Source organism: Microbacterium proteolyticum, from assembly GCF_030818075.1.
In the GTDB taxonomy this organism is placed as follows: Bacteria; Actinomycetota; Actinomycetes; order Actinomycetales; family Microbacteriaceae; genus Microbacterium; species Microbacterium proteolyticum_A.
Genome location: NZ_JAUSZZ010000001.1, coordinates 3,652,450 through 3,671,003 on the forward strand (window position 1 = coordinate 3,652,450; position 18,554 = coordinate 3,671,003).

15 protein-coding genes are annotated in these 18,554 nt (G+C 71.6%); 2 read left to right on the forward strand and 13 right to left on the reverse strand.

Annotated elements, in window-relative coordinates; genetic code table 11:
- The first annotated feature begins 285 nt into the window (after window positions 1-285).
- Window positions 286-801 (forward strand): DUF1697 domain-containing protein, encoded by a 516-nt coding sequence (locus tag QE392_RS16905; protein WP_307453741.1) that lies wholly within the window; start codon window positions 286-288, stop codon window positions 799-801.
- A gap of 901 nt (window positions 802-1,702) precedes the next feature.
- On the opposite strand, the gene purH is transcribed toward QE392_RS16905, so the two are convergent.
- The 10 genes from purH to QE392_RS16955 all read right to left on the reverse strand — a co-directional run bounded on the left by purH (window position 1,703) and on the right by QE392_RS16955 (window position 13,837).
- Complete coding sequence (purH, locus tag QE392_RS16910; RefSeq protein WP_307453744.1) at window positions 1,703-3,313, reverse strand: bifunctional phosphoribosylaminoimidazolecarboxamide formyltransferase/IMP cyclohydrolase; 1,611 nt, start codon at window positions 3,311-3,313, stop codon at window positions 1,703-1,705.
- A 62-nt stretch (window positions 3,314-3,375) separates the two neighbouring features.
- On the reverse strand, window positions 3,376-3,975 hold the full coding sequence (gene purN / locus QE392_RS16915) for a phosphoribosylglycinamide formyltransferase (protein WP_307453746.1): 600 nt from the start codon (window positions 3,973-3,975) through the stop codon (window positions 3,376-3,378).
- Between the two features lie 591 nt (window positions 3,976-4,566).
- A complete protein-coding gene (locus QE392_RS16920; protein WP_307453749.1) occupies window positions 4,567-6,534 on the reverse strand; it encodes a cell division protein PerM in 1,968 nt (655 codons plus the stop codon).
- Between the two features lie 40 nt (window positions 6,535-6,574).
- On the reverse strand, window positions 6,575-6,853 hold the full coding sequence (locus QE392_RS16925; RefSeq protein WP_307453751.1) for a hypothetical protein: 279 nt from the start codon (window positions 6,851-6,853) through the stop codon (window positions 6,575-6,577).
- 106 nt (window positions 6,854-6,959) lie between these two features.
- Window positions 6,960-7,736 carry a sirohydrochlorin chelatase gene (locus QE392_RS16930; RefSeq protein WP_307453753.1) on the reverse strand — a complete coding sequence of 259 codons (777 nt, stop codon included), beginning with the start codon at window positions 7,734-7,736 and terminating at the stop codon, window positions 6,960-6,962.
- Window positions 7,736-8,872, reverse strand: coding sequence for a uroporphyrinogen-III synthase (locus tag QE392_RS16935; RefSeq protein WP_307453756.1), 1,137 nt, complete (start codon window positions 8,870-8,872; stop codon window positions 7,736-7,738). The genes QE392_RS16930 and QE392_RS16935 overlap by 1 nt, the downstream gene beginning before the upstream one ends.
- A complete protein-coding gene (gene cobA / locus QE392_RS16940) occupies window positions 8,869-10,101 on the reverse strand; it encodes a uroporphyrinogen-III C-methyltransferase (protein WP_307453758.1) in 1,233 nt (410 codons plus the stop codon). Before cobA ends, QE392_RS16935 begins: the two co-directional genes overlap by 4 nt.
- Window positions 10,098-10,493: a nitrite reductase small subunit NirD gene (gene nirD / locus QE392_RS16945; protein ID WP_307454184.1), complete on the reverse strand. Its 396-nt coding sequence runs from the start codon at window positions 10,491-10,493 to the stop codon at window positions 10,098-10,100. The genes cobA and nirD overlap by 4 nt, the downstream gene beginning before the upstream one ends.
- Window positions 10,494-10,534: 41 nt before the next feature.
- Window positions 10,535-13,114, reverse strand: a complete 2,580-nt coding sequence (gene nirB / locus QE392_RS16950; RefSeq protein ID WP_307454185.1) for a nitrite reductase large subunit NirB — start codon at window positions 13,112-13,114, stop codon at window positions 10,535-10,537.
- 285 nt (window positions 13,115-13,399) lie between these two features.
- On the reverse strand, window positions 13,400-13,837 hold the full coding sequence (locus QE392_RS16955) for a nitroreductase family deazaflavin-dependent oxidoreductase (RefSeq protein WP_307453761.1): 438 nt from the start codon (window positions 13,835-13,837) through the stop codon (window positions 13,400-13,402).
- A gap of 55 nt (window positions 13,838-13,892) precedes the next feature.
- Here QE392_RS16955 and QE392_RS16960 point away from each other — a divergent pair, with 55 nt between their 5' ends.
- A complete protein-coding gene (locus tag QE392_RS16960; protein WP_307453765.1) occupies window positions 13,893-15,344 on the forward strand; it encodes an NCS2 family permease in 1,452 nt (483 codons plus the stop codon).
- A gap of 213 nt (window positions 15,345-15,557) precedes the next feature.
- Here the strand turns inward: QE392_RS16960 and QE392_RS16965 are convergent, their stop codons facing one another.
- From QE392_RS16965 to sucC, 3 genes are all read right to left on the reverse strand, one after another.
- Window positions 15,558-15,935 carry a hypothetical protein gene (locus QE392_RS16965; RefSeq protein WP_307453768.1) on the reverse strand — a complete coding sequence of 126 codons (378 nt, stop codon included), beginning with the start codon at window positions 15,933-15,935 and terminating at the stop codon, window positions 15,558-15,560.
- Window positions 15,936-16,367: 432 nt separating this feature from the next.
- Complete coding sequence (sucD, locus tag QE392_RS16970; RefSeq protein ID WP_307453770.1) at window positions 16,368-17,270, reverse strand: succinate--CoA ligase subunit alpha; 903 nt, start codon at window positions 17,268-17,270, stop codon at window positions 16,368-16,370.
- Window positions 17,271-17,289: 19 nt separating this feature from the next.
- Entirely contained in the window at window positions 17,290-18,453 is a 1,164-nt protein-coding gene (sucC, locus tag QE392_RS16975) for an ADP-forming succinate--CoA ligase subunit beta (protein WP_307453772.1), read from the reverse strand.
- Between the last annotated feature and the right edge of the window lie 101 nt (window positions 18,454-18,554).

Sequence of the window (18,554 nt, forward strand, 5' to 3'; positions counted from 1 at the left end):
CCCCTCCGTGCGACGTCGAGCGGGGCGGAGCGCCCAGCCTGAAACCCACCGGCGCCTCGACGAATCGCCGTGGGGCTGCACCGGCGTATGCACCGTACGACCCGGGCGGGCGACCGCGGAGCCTGAGACAACCAGAGCCTTGCCGCACCTCCGCCTCCCCGCGCAGCGCCCCGTCCGGCGCACCATCTCGCTGCAGCGCTAACCGCCGGTCGACGCCGCTGCGAGGAACCGCGACAGCACGACGCGCCTCCCTCCTCACGGGCTCGACGGGCGTACAGTCGCGGCATGCCCCGTAGCGTCGCCCTCCTTCGCGGGGTCGGTGGTCCCACGGCCTTGAAGATGCCGGTGCTGCGCGAGGTCCTGGCATCCGCGGGTCTCGGCGAGGTCGACACGCTGCAGGTCGCCGGCAACGTCGTGCTCGACGACGCCGGGCGATCCCCCGACGAGGCGGCTGTGATCATTCGCCGCGCCGTCCGCGAGGCGTTCGGCTTCGACCTCTCTGTCATCGTCCGCACGCACGCCGAGCTGGTCGACAGCCACGCGCGCAACCCCTTCGCCGGTGTTCCCGAGGGCCGCTGGGTGCAGACCGTGTTCCTCGACAGCCGCCCGGCGGTATCCCTGGCGCTGCCCGACGGCATTCCCGAAGAGGCGGTGCTCGACGGACGCGAGGTGTTCGCGCGTTACCCGGAGGGAATCGGCGGGTCGAAACTGCAGGCAGGCTGGTTCGAGAAGCGGCTCGGTGTCACCGGCACCGCCCGCAACGCCAACACCGTGGCGAAGCTCATCGCCCTGAGTCGCTGACCCGCTCCCCGCACGCGCCGCGACGAAGCCGCCGCTCCCCCGATCGGTAGCCCCGCGCACACATCGCCGACGCCTCCCGCCGCCGCCCCGCGACGCATAAACACGATCGGTGCGCGTAAACACGCAGCCACCGCGTTTCTGCGCACGAACCGTGTTTATGCGTCGCTGCACCGCCCCACTCGCGCGCTCGACACCGACCGCCGCACCGCGCCCACCCACGCGGCCACCGCCCTCACCCGAGCCGGCGACCCCGCCGCCCGAACCACCGGGCGGCCCCACCCCACGCATAAACACGATCTGTGCGCGTAAACACGCAGCCACCGCGTTTACGCGCACGAATCGTGTTTATGCGTCGCTGCACCGCACCGACTCGGGCACTCCAAGCCGCGACCCCGCCCGACTCACGCCGCGACCGCGCCTGCCCGGGGACCCACCCCCAAGCGCTGGCCGTGACATCGTCTGGGCGGTGCCCACCCCGAGCTCCGAGAACGGCCGGCAGCCCCACCCCATGCATAAACAAAATCGGTGCGCGTAAACACGCAGCCACGGCGTTTACGCGCACGAATCGCGTTTATGCATCGCTGCTGCGACCCGCGCACCCGCTCAACACCGACCGCCGCACCGCGCCCGCCCGCTCGGCAATCGCCCTCACCCGGTCGTCGACCCCGGCGCCCGAACAACCGGGCGGCCCCACCCCCACGCATAAACACGATCGGTGCGCGTAAACACGCAGCCACCGCATTTACGCGCACGAATCGCGTTTATGCGTCGTACGCACACAACGACATGGCGCAGGCGCACGCCCCACGCAGGACCGCGCCCCCACGCACGACGGCGCCGCCACGACCGAAGCCGCGGCGGCGCCGCATACGCACCGTCCCCGCGAACGGGGCGGGACGCGTCAGTGGAAGAAGTGACGCTCGCCGGTGAAGAACATCGTCACGCCCGCCGCGCGCGCGGCGTCGATGACCTCGGCATCCCGAACCGAACCGCCGGGCTGGATGATGGCCGAGATCCCGGCGTCGATCAGCACCTGCGGGCCGTCGGCGAAGGGGAAGAACGCGTCGGATGCCGCGATCGAGCCGCGCGCACGGTCACCGGCGCGCTCCACGGCGAGACGGCACGAGTCGACGCGGTTGACCTGCCCCATGCCGATGCCCACGGTGGCCGAGCCCTGCGCGAGCACGATCGCGTTGGACTTCACGGCGCGGCACGACTTCCAGGCGAAGATCAGGCTCTCCATGTCGGCGTCCGCGGGACGCTCCCCCGACACGAGCTCCCAGTTCTTCGCGACCGACTCGATGTCGTCGGGGAAGCGGTCGGCATCCTGCAGCAGCAGGCCGCCCGAGACCAGGCGCACGTCCATGCGCTCCTGCTGCCAGTCGGCGGGGAGCTGAAGCACGCGCAGATTCTTCTTGAGCTTGAACACCTCGAGCGCGGCCGGCTCGAAGTCGGGGGCGATGATGACCTCGGTGAAGATGTCGCGCAGGTTCTCGGCCATCTTCAACGTCACCGTGCGGTTCGCGGCGATGACGCCGCCGAACGCCGAGACGGGGTCGCACTCGTGCGCGCGCAGGTGCGCCGAGGCGATCGGGTCGAGCGCGTTGGGGGCCGCGACCGCGATGCCGCAGGGGTTGGCGTGCTTGATGATCGCCACAGCCGGCTTGACCATGTCGAACGCGGCGCGCAGGGCGGCGTCGGCGTCGACGTAGTTGTTGTACGACATCTCCTTGCCCTGCAGCTGGGTCGCCTGGGCGATGCCGTGTCCGCCGACGCGCGTGTAGATCGCGGCGCGCTGGTGGGAGTTCTCGCCGTAGCGCAGGGTCGAGAGGCGCTCGGCCTGAATGGTCAGGTGCGCGGGCAGGTCGATGTCGTCACCGAGCGTGCCCTCGGCGAACCACGTCGACACGGCTGTGTCGTACGCGGCGGTGTGCGAGAAGGCACGTGCGGCGAGTTCACGACGCTGCGCGAGCGAGGTGCCGCCCTGCGTCTGCAGCGCCTCGATGATCGCCGGGTACGACTCGGGCGAGACGACGATGGCGACGTTGGCGTGGTTCTTCGCCGACGCGCGCACCATGGCGGGGCCGCCGATGTCGATCTGCTCCACGACGTCGTCGCCCTCGGCACCGGATGCCACCGTCTCGACGAACGGATACAGGTTCACCACGACGAGCTCGAAGGGGCGGATGCCGAGCTCCACGAGCTGCGCCTCGTGCGAGGCGAGTCGCAGGTCGGCGAGCAGGCCCGCGTGCACGTTCGGGTGCAGGGTCTTGACGCGTCCGTCGAGCGACTCGGGGAAGCCGGTCACGGCGGAGACGTCGGAGACCTCGTACCCGGCCTCGCGCAGCAGCGTGGCGGAGCCGCCCGTCGAGATGATCTCGACGCCGGCGCCGGCGAGCGCCTCGCCGAGCTCGAGAAGTCCGGTCTTGTCGCTCACCGACACCAGCGCGCGGCGGATCGGGACGACGTCGCGGGGACGGTAGTCGGCGGGGTCGTGGCGGGGTCCGGCCATGGCGTACGGCTCCTGTGTCTCGAGTCGGGTTCGAAAGCGACGGGCGCTCGCCCGCCGCGAGGTCAGGCGGTTCGGGATGCCGCGGCGGCGAGGTCGAGCTCGCCCTCGGCGATGCGTCGCACCACGTCGATGAGCAGGCGCCGCTCGACGGGTTTGATGCGTTCGTGCAGGGCGTGCTCGTCGTCGCCGGGCAGCACGGGGATGCGCTCTTGGGCGAGGATCGGGCCGGTGTCGACGCCGGAATCGACGACGATGACGCTCGCCCCGGTCTGCGCGACACCCGCGGCCAGCGCGTCGCGCACGCCGTGCGCGCCGGGGAACTCGGGCAGGTACGCGGGGTGGGTGTTGATGATGCGCGGTTCCCACGCGGCGACGAGGTCGGCGGGCAGCAGCCGCATCATGCCGCTGAGCACGACGAGGTCGGGGTTCCAGACGGCCAGCTGCGCGCCCAGCTCGGCGCCCCACTCCTCGCGCGTCGCGAAGGTGCGGAACGGCACGAGGAAGGTCGGGATGCCGAAGTGCTCGGCGTGGGCGAAGCCGTCGGCCTCGCGATCCGCACCGACCGCGACCACGCGCGCGGGGAAGTCGGGGGCGGCAGCCGCCTCGAGCAGGGCGCGGAGGTTGGAGCCGGCGCCGGAGATGAGAACGGCGACCGTGAGCACCGGCCCAGTCTAGCCGGGGGCGCGACATCGCCCGAGTCCCCTGCCGGCCCTCCCCCATCGCCCTCCCGTCATCGGGCGTTCTCGACGTTCCCTCGCCGCTGCGCGGTCACACTGGTGCAGAACGTCTCGCCCGTCAGCGCGCGCAGCCCCACGCCCGCAATCCGGCGCGATCCTCGCATCCCACCGCCCACAACCTGCGAGGAACGGACACTTCTGGCAGCCGCGCCGACTTCCACGGAAGACAGACCCGAGACGCCGATCCCCACCCGTCGCGCAGCACTCCCTCGCAACGCCCCGCGAACGCGCAGCCCCACGCCCGCAATCCGGCGCGATCCTCGCATCCCACCGCCCACAACCTGCGAGCAACGGACACTTCTGTGAGCAGCGGGGAGGATGACATGCCCCACACGCCCACCCCCACCCGTCGCGCAGCACTCCCTCGCCACGGCCCGCGAACGCGCAGCCCCACGCCCGCAATCCGGTGCGATCCTCGCATCCCACCGCCCACAACCTGCGAGCAACGGACACTTCTGCGAGCAGCGGGGAGCACGCACGACGCCGCCCAGGCGGCGACCCCGCGCGCAGGAAGGCTCAGCGGGAATCCGGCCGGCCGGTGTCGCCGCTCTCTTCCGGCTCTCGCGCCCAGGCGGCGCGGATCCGGGCGCGCACCTCGTCGTCATCCGACGCGGAAGCGGGATCGTCGGCGCGCCCCCGCTCCTCGTCCCAGGCGCTCGTCGCCCCTCGCTCGCCGGGGGCGCTCGTCGCCCCTTGCTCGCGGGAGGCGCTGGTCACCCCTGGCCAGGCGGGAGCGCTCGTCGCCCACGGCCCGGTGAGGGAGCTCGTCGCCCCTGGCCCGGCGGCGCTATCGGGATCGGCTCGCTCGTCCCGGGCGCTCGTCCCGCCGACGTCACCGTGGAGGTCGGACCCCCTGTCCGAAGAAGAAGTCGGCTCCGGTTCGCGGTCGGATTCCGGCGCACCCGGCCCCGCAGGCGGGGCTGCGGTCTCGTCACGATCCGCGCCCGTCGCCGCCGTCCAGGGCTCAGTCGTCCAGGGCTGCGTCGTCCCCGTCGCCGTCGTCCAGGGCTCGGTCATCCCGGCCGCCGTCGTCCACGGCGCCGTCGTCGAAGGCGCGGCAGTCCCGGGCGCCGCCGCATCGCGATCCGACGCCCCGACACCCGACCCGGGATCAGTGGAACCCGGCACGCCGACACCCGATCCCGGGGCACCGGGACCCATCGCCCCGAGGGTCGCCCACAACGAACCGGTGTCCGGCGCCCCGGCGCGCGCACCGGCGGTTCCGGAGTCCGACCGCGAGCTCTCGCTGGACGCCCACGCACTCAGCGACGAGTCGTTGCTCTCACCGCCCGCGCGCGGGCTCAGCAGCAGAATGGCGAGGCCCACCAGCACCTCGAGCCCCAGGGCGAGGGCGAGCGGGCCCGGCTCGGGTCCGGTGTCGGCGAGGCGGCCGGGACCGATCGACCCGCTCGCGGCGAGCGCGGCCAGCGCGCCGGCGCCCCCGGTGAGGACGGCGACGGCGAGGGCCACGACCAGTCGGGGCCCGAAGGGTTCGGGGCCGAGGGTGCGCGGCATCCGGGATCGCAGGATCCACCCGGTCAGCGCGCCGATGCCGATCGGCAGGAGCGCCAGCAGCAGCAGCCACGACGAGGTCGACTCGGGGACCGCGCCGAGCACCGGGATGCCGGGGAGAGCCCCGACCTGCGTCGCGGCCGGCGTGACCGCGGTGTCGGAACCCAGGGAGAATCCGGGGCCGGCGCTGAAGGCCACGGCCCAGAGCACGAGGGTGGGCAGGTACGCCAGCTGCCCCAGGGCGATGACGGTCGCACCGATGCCGTCGGCGTTGCTGGCCTGGTACAGCCCGATCACCTGGGAAGAGCGGGCGATGAGCCCCGCGACGACGAGGACGCCGCCCACGGCCACCAGCCCCAGCGTCGTGAGCGCGAGCCCGCGCACGACGAGCGCGGGTACGTCGGCCCACGCGCTCGGCAGTCGTTCGAGACGGGCGCGCAGGGCGTCGACCGGTCCCTCGTCGCCGACGCGCCACGAGCCGACGAAGGCGCCCGCGAACGAGGGCACGGCGAACAGCAGCGACGGCATCAGGATCGCGAGCCACACCTCGGATGCCACCAGCTCGGCGTTGGCGGTCAGTCCGACGAGGGCGGCGAGCCCCGCGAAGACCGCGGAGCCCGACAACCAGCCGGTGAGGGCGGCCCCCGCCTCCGCCGCGCGAGTGCCCGAGCGGGCGGCGAACAGCGCGGTGAAGGCCGCGAAGGCGAGCGGCGCGAGCGACAGCGTGAACGTCGCGAAGGTCGGATCGATGCCGGTGGCGGCGAGGTAGGTGTCGGGCAGCGTGACCGTGATCGGCACGAGGTGTCCGAGGTGCCACACGGCGGCGGATGCCGGCCACAGGGCGCCCCAGTCGGGGTCTCCCACGCCGAAGACCCACAGCAGGGTGAGCGGCGCGAGGATCACCGCGATACCGCCCGCGGCGGCCAGCACGGCGTCGAGGGCGGCGAGGAGGGCGACGAGTAGGCGATGCATGGGCGAGAGGAACCCTACCCGCGCCGCCGGAGCCCGCCTCTCAGGCGCGGCGGCGACGAGGGAGTCCGCTCCGGGGTGTGAGGACACCCGCCGCCAGGACGACGATGCCCACCAGGAGCACGATCACCGAGATCTGCAGCACGGCGGCGTCGCCGGCGAGCATCGGGCAGCCCGCCGACGTGTCCTCCCCCTCGCAGGAACGCCACGATTGGAAGAAGAAGATGATCGCGACCGCGGCGCCGACGGCGGAGAGGACTGCGCCGAAGACGAGGATGCGGGCGCGTCGCGTGAGGCGCCCGGCCCGCGGCGGCGGACTCACCGGGGTGACGGGCAGTGACGACCGCCGCTTCGACGAGCCCCGCGGAACGGACCGCGACGGGGTCGGTGGTCCCGGCGCCGACGCACGCCCGGCGGCCTCGACAGGCTCAGCCACCGGCGACGGCGGCACGCTCGGTCGCGTCGAGCGACTCCCCCGCCCCGCGGCCGCCGAAGGGGCAACGCGAGTCGCACCCTGCACACCGGACGCGGGCCCCGCGCGCGCACCGCCAGCGCTCCCACACGACGGCGGCCAGGCGCGGGTCGGCGCCGATCGGCGCCGACGTCAGGTCGGCCTCCGCCTTCTCGATCACCCGAGAGAAGTGTCCGGGGGCCAGCACGTAGCTGGCGGCCACCGTCCGCTGCCCGGCGGTGCGCGCCGTGTCGACGGCATCCGGGATGCGGGGTTCGGATGCCGCGGCGTACGCCGTCACGACGGGGCCGGAGATCCCGGCATCCGTCATCAGCTGTGCCATGCGTTCGACGTCCACGACGGCCCCGGGACGGGTGGAGCCGGCCGCGGCGAGCACGACGGTGTCGGTCGCATCGGCACCGGCGGCGCGGACGCGATCGACGAGGATCTCAGCCAGCACCGGGTGGGGGCCGAGCGCGCGGGCGATCGGAAAACCGTCGGCGGCCTCCACCAGGTCGACCTCGGTGTGGTAGCCCGTCGACAACAGCAGCGGGACGATGACGATGTCGTCCGTGCGCGAGCGCGCCTCGGCGACCACGTCGGAAACGTACGGGCCGTGCACGTCGACGTAGGCCTCGAGCACCTCGACGCCCTCGGGCGCGGTGTCGCGCAACACGTCGAGCAGAGCCCGGATGACGACACGTCCCTCCTCGAAACGGGTGCCATGGGCGCAGGCGATCAGTACCGCGGTCATCAGTCCTCCTCGTCGATCACGTCGAGCCGATAACCGCGCTTGTAGACGGTGCGGATCAGGTCGAGCCCCGCGAGCGCCTCGCGCGTGCGGGCCACGGCCACCTCCACCGCGTGTCCGCTGGCCTCGGCGTTCGACAGGGCGGCGATCAGGTCGGCACGAGACACGACGGCGCCGGGGTGGCGGGCGAGCGCGCGCAGGATCTCGACGCCGGTCCGCGGCAGCGGAAGGAACTCCCCGTCGAGCACGATCCCCGACGACCGGATGCCGAGTCGCCCCGCGGTCGTGCGGATCACCGGCGCCTCGGGACCGCCGTAATGCGTCACCACCGAACGCACGAGCGCACCCAGGCGTCCTCGGTCGGGAACAAGAGGGTCGATCCCGACCTCGCGAAGGGGGCCGGCGGTGATCGGACCGACAGCGGCGACGAGCACCCGGCCGTCCCGGGCGCGGGATGCCACACCCTCCAGCGCGTCGGCACGTTCGGCGGCGAGGATCCATTCGCGTGCCGCGGGCGCCGAGGTGAACAGCACGGCGTCGACCTCGCCCCGGGCGACCTGACGCGTGGAGGTGGCGACCACCTCGGCGTCGGGCGGCGGACCCCACCGGTAGATGGTGAGGCTGGTCACGCGGGCGCCCGCCGCCTCGAACGCCTCGTCGAGGCCGTCCGCGCCGGAGCCGTGGTGCTGCACGGCGACGTGCATGCCGTCGATGCCCTCGGCGACGAGGAAGTCGCGCAGCTCGGCCGCCGTCTCGCTCTCGGCGACCCAATCGGCCTCGAACCCGGCCTGCTGGATCGCCCCGCGCGCCTTGGGACCGCGGGCGACGATGCGCGCCCGCTGCAGCACCGCACTGATGTCGTCGTGCAGCCCCGCCTCGTCGGCGGTCTCCATCCAGGCGCGAAAGCCGACGCCCGTCGTGGCGACGACGACGTCGGGCGGATCATCGACGAGGCGACCCGTCTGCGCGATGAGCTCCTCGTCGTCGACGTGCGGAATGATCGTGAGAGCCGGCGCGACGCGCACGCGGGCGCCGTGTCGCTCGAGTGCGGCCGACAGCTCCCCCGACCGCCGGTCGACGGGAAGCAGCACGGTGCAGCCTTGCAGCACCGTGCTGATCGTCCGCGGGGGTGCGGTCACCCGATCCCCTCGCTCTGGGCGACGGCCACCGGCAGCAGCAGGTCGGCGCGGGCGACCTCGCCGAACACCAGCACCGCCGGGTTGGCGAGGCGGTGGGTCTCGGCATCCTGGATCGCCGTGCCCAGGGTCGTGCGGATCGTGCGCTGGGCGGGCGTGTGCCCGTTCTCGACGAAGGCGACGGGACGCGTCTCGGGGGCGCCCGCAGCGCGGGCGGCGGCGACGAAGCGGGGCAACGCACTCACGCCCATCAGCGCGACGACGGTGGCGCTGTCGTCGCGGAGGGCGGCGAGTGTCGCCTCGCTCGGCGTCTCCTGACCATTCACGACATGCAGGGTACCTGCCACACCGCGATGCGTGACGGGGATTCCGGCGGCCGCGGGCACTGCGATAGAGCTCGAGATGCCCGGCACGACCTCGACGGGGATGCCGGCGGCCCGGCACGCGACGACCTCTTCGCCGCCGCGGCCGTAGACGAACGGGTCGCCACCCTTCAGGCGGACCACCCGGAGGCCCTTCGACGCGCGGTCCACGATGATCGCGTTGATCTCGTCCTGCGGCACGGGGTGGTGCTGGGGCCGTTTACCGACGTCGATGAGCTCGACGTCGTCGCCCAGCTCGGCGAGCACTCCGGTCGGTCCGAGGCGGTCGTGCACGACCACGTCGGCCTCGGCGAGGAGGGCGCGAGCACGGACGGTCAGCAGATCGACCGGGCCAGGGCCGCCGCCGACGAGCGCAACACCCCCCACGGGTGTGCGACGTCGGCGGCGGAGCGGAAGGGCGCCTTCGGCCAGGCGCGAGGCGATGGCGTCGCGCACGGCGACGCTGCGGCGGGGGTCGGCGCCGGCGGTGGAGACGACCCCCACCATCACGTCGCCGCTCGTGGTCTCGGCGGCGAGGCGTGCGCTGCCCTTGCCGCCGTGCCCGGCGTTGACGCACCACACGCGCCGCGCCTCGGCGGCGTCGACCACGAGGGCATCGACGGATGCCGAACCGGTCGCGGTGTGGCAGAACCAGGCGTCGTCGAGGTCGGACGCCTGGAACGGGCGCGCGAGCCATTCGATGTCGCCCGCTGCGGCGAGCGCGCGGAGGCCGTCGGTCGCTTCGGGGGCGACCACGCGCACCCGTGCGCCGGCCGCGCGCAGCCGCGCGATGCGGCGCTCGGCGACCTGTCCCCCGCCCACGCACACGACCAGACGGTCGGTGAGGTCGAGTCCGGCGAGCGCGATCACGACGCGCCTCCGTCGATCTTTACGAGCACGTCGCCGTCGCTGACCGCGACGGGGTAGACGCCGAGCGAGAGCGGCTCCTTGCCCTGCGTGTCGAGACAGATGCCGGTGCGCAGATCGAAGACCTGCTTGTACATCGGGGAGGCCACGGTCGGAGCCCCGGCGCGATCGCCGACGATGCCGCGCGACATGATCGCCGCGCCGCTGAACGGGTCGATCTGGTCGGTGGCGTACAGCCGGCCGTCGTACGTGCGGAACAGCGCGATCTGCCGGCCGCCGAGGAGGGCGGCGGCGCCGCGCTCGACGAGCAGGTCGTCCACGCGGCAGATCCGCACCCAGTCGGCGGCGGCCGGTGTCGGGGTGTCGACGGCGGGGCTTTCGGCATCCGTGGTCATGGCATCCGTCCTCGTGACGTCGGTCGTGGCATCCAGGATGGTCATGAGCGCACCGCCAGCGTCGTGCCGCCGATGAACACGGCGCCCGACGAGCGCTCCTCCGCCGTGGCGGGGCGCGGCTGCCCGCGCTCGGCGACGTACGCGAGAGTGGGGTCGGCCTTGTCGGGGGCGTTGACGAAGCTCTGGAAGCGCTTGAGCTTCTCGGGGTCGGCGAGGGTGGCGGCCCACTCGTCTTCGTAGTTGTCGATGTGGGCGGCCATGGCGCGGTCGAGGTCTTCCGCGATACCGAGCGTGTCGTCGAACACGACGCCCTTGAGCGCCTCGATGCCGCCTTCGTAGTCCTCCATCCAGGGAGCCGTGCGCTGCAGGCGGTCGGCGGTGCGGATGTAGAACATCAGGAAGCGGTCGATCGCCTGCAGCAGCCCGTCGTCGTCGAGACCCTCGGCGAAGAGCACCGCGTGGCGCGGCGTGAAGCCGCCGTTGCCGCCGACGTACATGTTCCAGCCGGCCTCGGTCGCGATGACGCCGACGTCCTTGCCGCGGGCCTCGGCGCACTCGCGCGCGCAGCCCGAGACGCCGAACTTGATCTTGTGCGGCGAGCGCAGGCCCCGGTAGCGCAACTCGAGCTGCACGGCCATGCCGACCGAGTCCTGCACGCCGTAGCGACACCACGTCTGCCCGACGCACGACTTGACCGTGCGCAGCGACTTGCCGTACGCCTGACCCGACTCGAAGCCGGCGTCGACGAGACGCTTCCAGATCGCGGGCAGCTGCTCGAGGCGGGCGCCGAACATGTCGATGCGCTGGCCGCCGGTGATCTTCGTATAGAGCCCGAAGTCGCGGGCGACCTCGCCGATCACGACGAGCCCCTCGGGCGTGATCTCGCCACCCGCGATGCGCGGGACGACGCTGTACGTGCCGTCGCGCTGGATGTTCGCCATGACGTGGTCGTTGGTGTCCTGCATCGTCGCGAGCTCGCCGTCGAGCACGTGCTCCGAGTAGAGGCTCGCCAGGATGCTCGCGAGCGCCGGCTTGCAAATGTCGCAGCCGCGGCCCGTTCCGAAGCGCTCGACGATCGAGGTGAAGGTGCGCAGCTCGGAGATGCGCACGGCGTCGAAGAGCTGCGCGCGGGTGAACGCGAAGTGCTCGCACAGCCCGTTCGAGACCTCTTTTCCGGATGCCGCGAGCTCGGTCGCCACGAGCTTCTTCACGAGCGTGAAGCACGAGCCGCACGCCGCGCCCGCCTTCGTGCAGGCCTTGACCTCGGCGGCATCCGCGCAGTCGTGCTCGGTGACGGCCCCGCGGACGGTGCCGGCGGTGACGCCGTTGCACGAGCAGACAATGGCGTCGTCGGGAAGGTCACCCTGCGGGGCCGGGGCGAGGTCGGACGGCATGAGGTAGGCCGCCGGGTCGCCGCCGAGCGCGCGGCCGACGAGGGGGCGCAACGACGTGTACGCCGAGGCGTCGCCGACGAGGATGCCACCGAGCAGCGTCTGCGCGTCGTCGCTGAGCACGAGCTTCTTGTAGACGCCCGAGATCGGGTCGGCATAGGTGACGTCGAGGGCGTTCGGCGTCTCGGCGAAGGCGTCGCCGAAGCTCGCGACCTCGACGCCCGAGAGCTTCAGCTTGGCCGAAGTGTCGAACCCGTCGAACGCGGCCTCGCCGCCGAGGAGACGGGTGGCGGCGACCTCGGCCATCGCGTAACCGGGGGCGACGAGACCGATCGCCTGCCCGTCGAAGCTCGCGACCTCGCCGATCGCGAGGATCGAGGGGTCGGAGGTGTCGCAGTTCGCGTCGATGACGACGCCGCCGCGGGCGTCGACGGCGAGCTCCGCAGCGCGGGCCAGCTCGTCGCGGGGGCGGACGCCGACGGTGAACACGACGATGTCGACGGCCTCCCACGTGCCGTCGCGCAGCTCGAGGCCGATCACAGCGCCGGAGGTGTCGGCATCCACCCGGGTTGTCACCGACTGCGTGCGCACCTCGATGCCGCGCGCCTCGATGAGCCGCTGCAGCGCCTTCGCGCCGCCCAGGTCGAGCTGCGCCGACATGAGTCGCTCGTTGGACTGCAGCACGAACGGCGACACGCCCTCGGCCTGCAGCGCACCGGCTGCTTCGAGGCCGAGCAGGCCCCCGCCGACGACGGCGCCGCGGAGGGGACGACCGAGCTGGGCCGACCGCGTGGCGACCCACTCGCGCATACCGGCGACGTCGTCGAGCGTGCGGTAGACGAAGCAACCGCGGTGGTCGAAGCCGTCGAGCGCGAGGCGGGCGGCGTAGGAACCGGTGGCGAGCACGAGACGGTCGTAGCCGTAGGTGGAGCCGGCCGCGGTGGTGACGATGCGGCTGGTGCGGTCGATCTTCGTGACACGCGCGTCGGTGTGCACCGAGACCCGCTCGTGGTCGAGCACGGCCGGGTCCAGAGCGAGGTCGTCGGGCGTCTTGCCGTTGAAGATGCCGGTGAGGCCGACGCGGTCGTAGGGGCGGCGGGTCTCGTCGCCGAGCACCGTGATCGACCAGCGACCCTCGGTGTCGCGGCTGGTCAGGCTCTCGACGAAGCGGTGCGCCACCATGCCCGCGCCGACGACGACGACGGTGCCGGACGACGCGGGGCGGAGCATGCCGTCACCGTAGGCGGCGGACTTTGCGGATGCGTCAGCGGCGTATTTCGCATCGGTTGCGGGATTCGAGCGGGCCATGCTCAGACGCTAAGCAGCCGAGATTTCCCCCGCCGTCGCTTCGGCGTTACCCGCCGCGAACGTTTCTCTCACGCGCCGGTGCTTTTCGTGTGAGGTTTACGCCCCGGCATCCCCCTCCCCTCTCTCCCTCCGGGCGTGAGTCACCAAGAAATGTCGCTTCGGCACGCATGGAAGCGACACAACCTGGCGACTCGCGCGCGAGATGGGTCAGCGGACGGGGTCGAGCACGAACAGCTCGATGCGCCGGTCGGTCTTCTTCTGGTACTCGTCGTAGTCGGGCCAGACCGCCACGGCGCGGGCCCACCACTCGTCGCGCTCCGTGCCCTCGGCCTGGTGCGCGTCGTACTCCTTCTTCACGTCGCCGTCCTGCAGCGCGACGCGGGGGTTCTTCACGAGGTTGTAGAACCACGCGGGGTGCTCGGGAGCGCCTCCCTTGGATGCCACGACCGCGTACTGGCCCTCGTGCTCGACGCGCATGAGGGCCGTTTTACGCAGTCCCCCGGTTTTGGCGCCGATAGTGGTCAGCACGATGATGGGTACGCCCCGCAGCTCACCGGCTTCCTGACCTCCCGAGGCCTCGAAGGTCTCGGCCTGGGTGCGGGCCCACTCGCTGGTGCTGGGCAGATACTCTCCTGTGAGCGACATGTCTCCCACGATACGTCGGCGTCATCCCCCACCGCCCCGCTTTTCTGGAGCCCCCATGAGCAGTTCCGCTCCCGAGACCACCGCTGCCCCCGCGCCGAAGCACCGCCTCGACCGGTTCTTCGAGATCACCGCCCGCGGCTCGACCGTCGGCGCCGAGGTGCGCGGCGGCGTCGTCACCTTCGTGACCATGGCGTACATCGTCATCCTGAATCCGATCATCCTGTCGGGGACCCCCGACGTCGCCGGTGATGCCCTCGGCTTCCCGCAGGTCGCGGCCGTCACCGCACTCACCGCCGGCGTCATGACGATGCTGTTCGGCCTCGTCACGCGCCTGCCGTTCGCGTTCGCCGCGGGCCTCGGCATCAACTCGTTCCTCGCGGTCGGCATCGTCGGCGGGGTCACCTGGCCCGAGGCGATGGGGCTCGTCGTCATCAACGGCCTCATCATCGTGCTGCTGGCCGTCACCGGCCTTCGTCGCATGATCTTCGAGGCCGTGCCGCTCGCCCTCAAGACCGCGATCACCGTCGGCATCGGCCTCTTCATCGCCTTCATCGGCTTCGTCGACAGCGGCCTCGTCACCTCGACCGGCCTCGGCTCTCCCCCGGTCGGCCTCGGCGTGAACGGGTCGATCGCCACGATCCCCACCGCCTTGTTCGTGCTCACGCTCGTGATCACGGCCGTGCTGCTCGTGCGCAAGGTCAAGGCCGCGCTGCTGATCGGCCTGCTGACGGGCACGGTGATCGCGGTGGTCGTCGAGGCCGTGGCGCACCTGGGCGCCCGCGCCGACGGCAACCCCGGCGGCTGGAGCCTCAGCGTTCCCACGCTCCCCGCACAGCTGGTGAGCCTGCCCGACCTCTCGCTCGTGGGCCAGGTCGACCTGTTCGGGTCGTTCGGCCGCATCGGCGTGCTCGCCGCCCTCATGCTCGTGTTCACCCTCGTCTTCACGAACTTCTTCGACGCGATGGGCACGATGACCGGCCTCTCCCGCGAGGCCGGTCTCGCCGCCCCCGACGGCACCTTCCCGCGGCTGCGCTCGGCCCTGATCATCGAGGGCGTCGGCGCCGTCGCCGGAGGCGCGACCTCGTCCTCGTCGAACACGGTGTTCATCGAGTCGGGCTCCGGCATCGGCGAGGGCGCCCGCACGGGCCTCGCCAACGTCGTCACCGGCGGTCTGTTCCTGCTGGCGATGTTCTTCACGCCGCTCACGAGCATCGTCCCCACCGAGATCGCCGCCGCCGCGCTGGTCATCGTCGGCGCGCTCATGATGGGCCAGATCCGCCACGTCGACCTCAGCGACCTCTCGGTGCTCATCCCGGTCTTCCTCACGGTCACCGTGATGCCCCTGACCTACTCGATCGCCAACGGCATCGGCGCGGGCTTCGTCAGCTGGGTGCTGATCCAGGCCCTGTCGGGCCGCGCGCGCCGCGTCAGCCCGCTGCTGTGGATCGTCGCCGCCGGCTTCGTCGTCTACTTCGCCCGCGGCCCGGTGGAGGCGCTGCTCGGCTGAGCCCTGCCCCGCGCCCCGCGCGACCCGCGCGCCCCGCCGAGATGACCCCCGCTCACCGAGATGACCCGCGATCGCCGCGGAACGCGGGTCATCTCGTGAATCGCCGGTCATCTCGCGGCCGGCCCGCCCGTGCAGCCCGCCACGCGGGGGACGCGAAGGGCCCGCGCGCGACGGGATCACACCATCCGGGCGAGACCCGGCTCGAGCTGGCCGCTAGGTAAGCGTCACCGGGGCTTCCCCTGCCTGTCGGCGGCGCGGTTGGAGGGAGAGAGCCGTCTGCATCACCGGCGCCAACCCGAACACCGCAAAGACGGGGTACAACCCGAGGATCGGCACGACGGTGATCATCCATGTCAGCGCTCCGTAGGTGTGGCCGATCGAGACGGCGACCGCGACGAGAAGGCTCAAGACGCCGGGGAGCATGGTCACGACGCCGATGACGACAGCGCACCAGACGAGTTTGCCCACGATGAACCATCCCGGTCCCGCGTGCAGGAGCCACGCGAACATCGGGTTGTTCTCGTGACCGGTCGCGGGATCAGACCAGTACGTCGCGGACTGTCCGAGGAGTGTGGACGCCGAATCGGTCAACGAGCACGCGCAGGCAGGGAGGGCGATCAAGACCCGTTGCGGCGGGCTCGGCTGTCGCCAAGCGTTTCCGAGCACGCGCATCAGCACCTTTCGACGAGACTTTCGCCGATGCTATGACGACCGACGAAGCTCCCGTCCTCACGTCAGCCGATCGCAGGGCGTTCTCACCCTGCCGAGGACTTCGACTCACCCGCTCAGACGCCAACCGAGCGTTTCCCCTGGCTCAGCGCCCGCGCCACCCGCCGAGACGACCCCCGTTCAGCGAGATGACCCGCCATCCCCGCGAAACGCGGGTCATCTCGTGAATCGCCGGTCATCTCGCGGCCAAACCGCGCCGCCCGCGCGGCCAGCCGTCCAGCCCGCGCGCCCGACGACCCCGGGCACACGAAAGGGCCCGGATGCCATGGCATCCGGGCCCTCACGAACGAAACGTCAGAGCGCTTCGATGATCTCGCGCATCAGGGCGGCGGTCTCGGACGGCGTCTTGCCGACCTTCACGCCGGCGGCCTCGAGGGCCTCCTTCTTCGCCTGGGCGGTACCGGCGGAGCCGGAGACGATGGCGCCGGCGTGGCCCATGGTCTTGCCCTCGGGAGCGGTGAAGCCGGCGACGTAGCCGACGACGGGCTTGGTGACGTTGGCCTCGATGAAGGCGGCGGCGCGCTCTTCGGCGTCGCCACCGATCTCACCGATCATGACGATGGCCTTGGTCTCGGGGTCGGCCTCGAACGCCGCGAGGGCGTCGATGTGCGTGGTGCCGATGACCGGGTCGCCGCCGATGCCGATCGCGGTCGAGAAGCCGAGGTCGCGCAGCTCGAACATCATCTGGTAGGTCAGGGTGCCCGACTTCGACACCAGGCCGATGGGGCCCTTGCCCGTGATGTTCGCGGGGGTGATGCCCACGAGCGCCTCGCCGGGCGTGATGATGCCGGGGCAGTTCGGACCGATGATGCGGGTCTTCTCGCCCTTCGACTTCGCGTACGCCCATGCCTCGGCGGTATCGCCGACGGGCACGCCCTCGGTGATCACGACGAGGAGAGGGATCTCGGCGTCGATGGCCTCGACCATCGCGTCCTTCGTGAAGGCCGGGGGCACGAACGCGATCGACACGTCGGCGCCGGTCTCGCGGATGGCCTCTTCGACCGAGGCGAAGACGGGGAGCTCGACGTCGTTGCCGTCGGCATCCGTGTGCGAGACGGTCGTGCCGGCCTTGCGGGCGTTCACGCCGCCGACGACCTGGGTGCCGGCCTTGAGCATGAGGGCGGTGTGCTTGGTGCCTTCGCCGCCGGTGATGCCCTGGACGATGACCTTGGAGTCCTTGTTGAGGTAGATCGACATGTTCTTGTTTCCCTATCCCTTACGCGTTGGCCAGCTCGGCGGCCTTGTCGGCGCCCTCGTCCATACCGGCGGCGAGGGTGACGAGCGGGTGGTTGGCGGCGGCGAGGATCTGGCGGCCCTCCTCGACCTGGTTGCCGTCGAGGCGCACGACCAGCGGCTTGGTGGCGGTGTCGCCCAGGATCTCGAGGGCCTTCACGATGCCCTCGGCGACGGCGACGCACGAGGTGATTCCACCGAAGACGTTGACGAACACGCTCTTGACCTGCTCGTCGCCCAGGATGACGTCGAGACCGGCGGCCATGACGGTCGCCGAGGCGCCGCCACCGATGTCGAGGAAGTTGGCGGGCTTGACGCCGTTGTGCTTCTCGCCGGCGTAGGCGACGACGTCGAGCGTCGACATGACCAGGCCCGCGCCGTTGCCGATGATGCCGACCTGACCGTCGAGCTTGACGTAGTTCAGGTCGTGCTGCTTCGCCTTCGCCTCGAGGGGGTCGGCGGCATCCTTGTCTTCCAGCTCCTCGTGGTCGGGGTGGCGGAAGCCGGCGTTCTCGTCGAGCGAGACCTTGCCGTCGAGGGCGATGATGTCGCCGTCTTCGCTCTGGATGAGCGGGTTCACCTCGACGAGGGTGGCGTCCTCGCCCTTGTAGACGTTGAACAGCTTGACGAAGACGTCGGCGACCTTGGGCGCCAGCTCGTCGTCGAACTTCGCGGCCTTGGCGATCTCGAGCGCCTTCTCGGGGGTGATGCCCTCGATCGGGTCGACCTCGACCCGCGCCAGCGCCTCGGGACGCTCGACGGCGAGCTCCTCGATCTCCATGCCGCCCTCGACGCTGGAGAGCGAGAGGTAGGAGCGGTTGGCGCGGTCGAGCAGCACCGAGAAGTAGAACTCCTTGGCGATGCGGGCGCCGGCGGCGACCATGACGCGCTTGACGACGTGGCCCTTGATGTCGAGACCGAGGATGGCCTGGGCCGCCTCGAACGCCTCGTCGGGGGTCTTGGCGACCTTCACGCCGCCGGCCTTGCCGCGGCCTCCGGTCTTGACCTGAGCCTTGACGACGACGACACCGCCGAGCTTCTCCGCGGCCGCCTTCGCCTCCTCAGGGGTATCGGCGATGATGCCGGCGAGCACCGGCACCTCGTACTTTTCGAACAGGTCTCGTGCCTGGTACTCGTAGAGATCCACGGATGATCCTTCGCTGGGCGATCGGTGGTGGGAGAAGGCGAATATCTCTCGATATCAAGAGATCTGCACCAATCGACAACCCTACCCGACCGGGGTGAAAC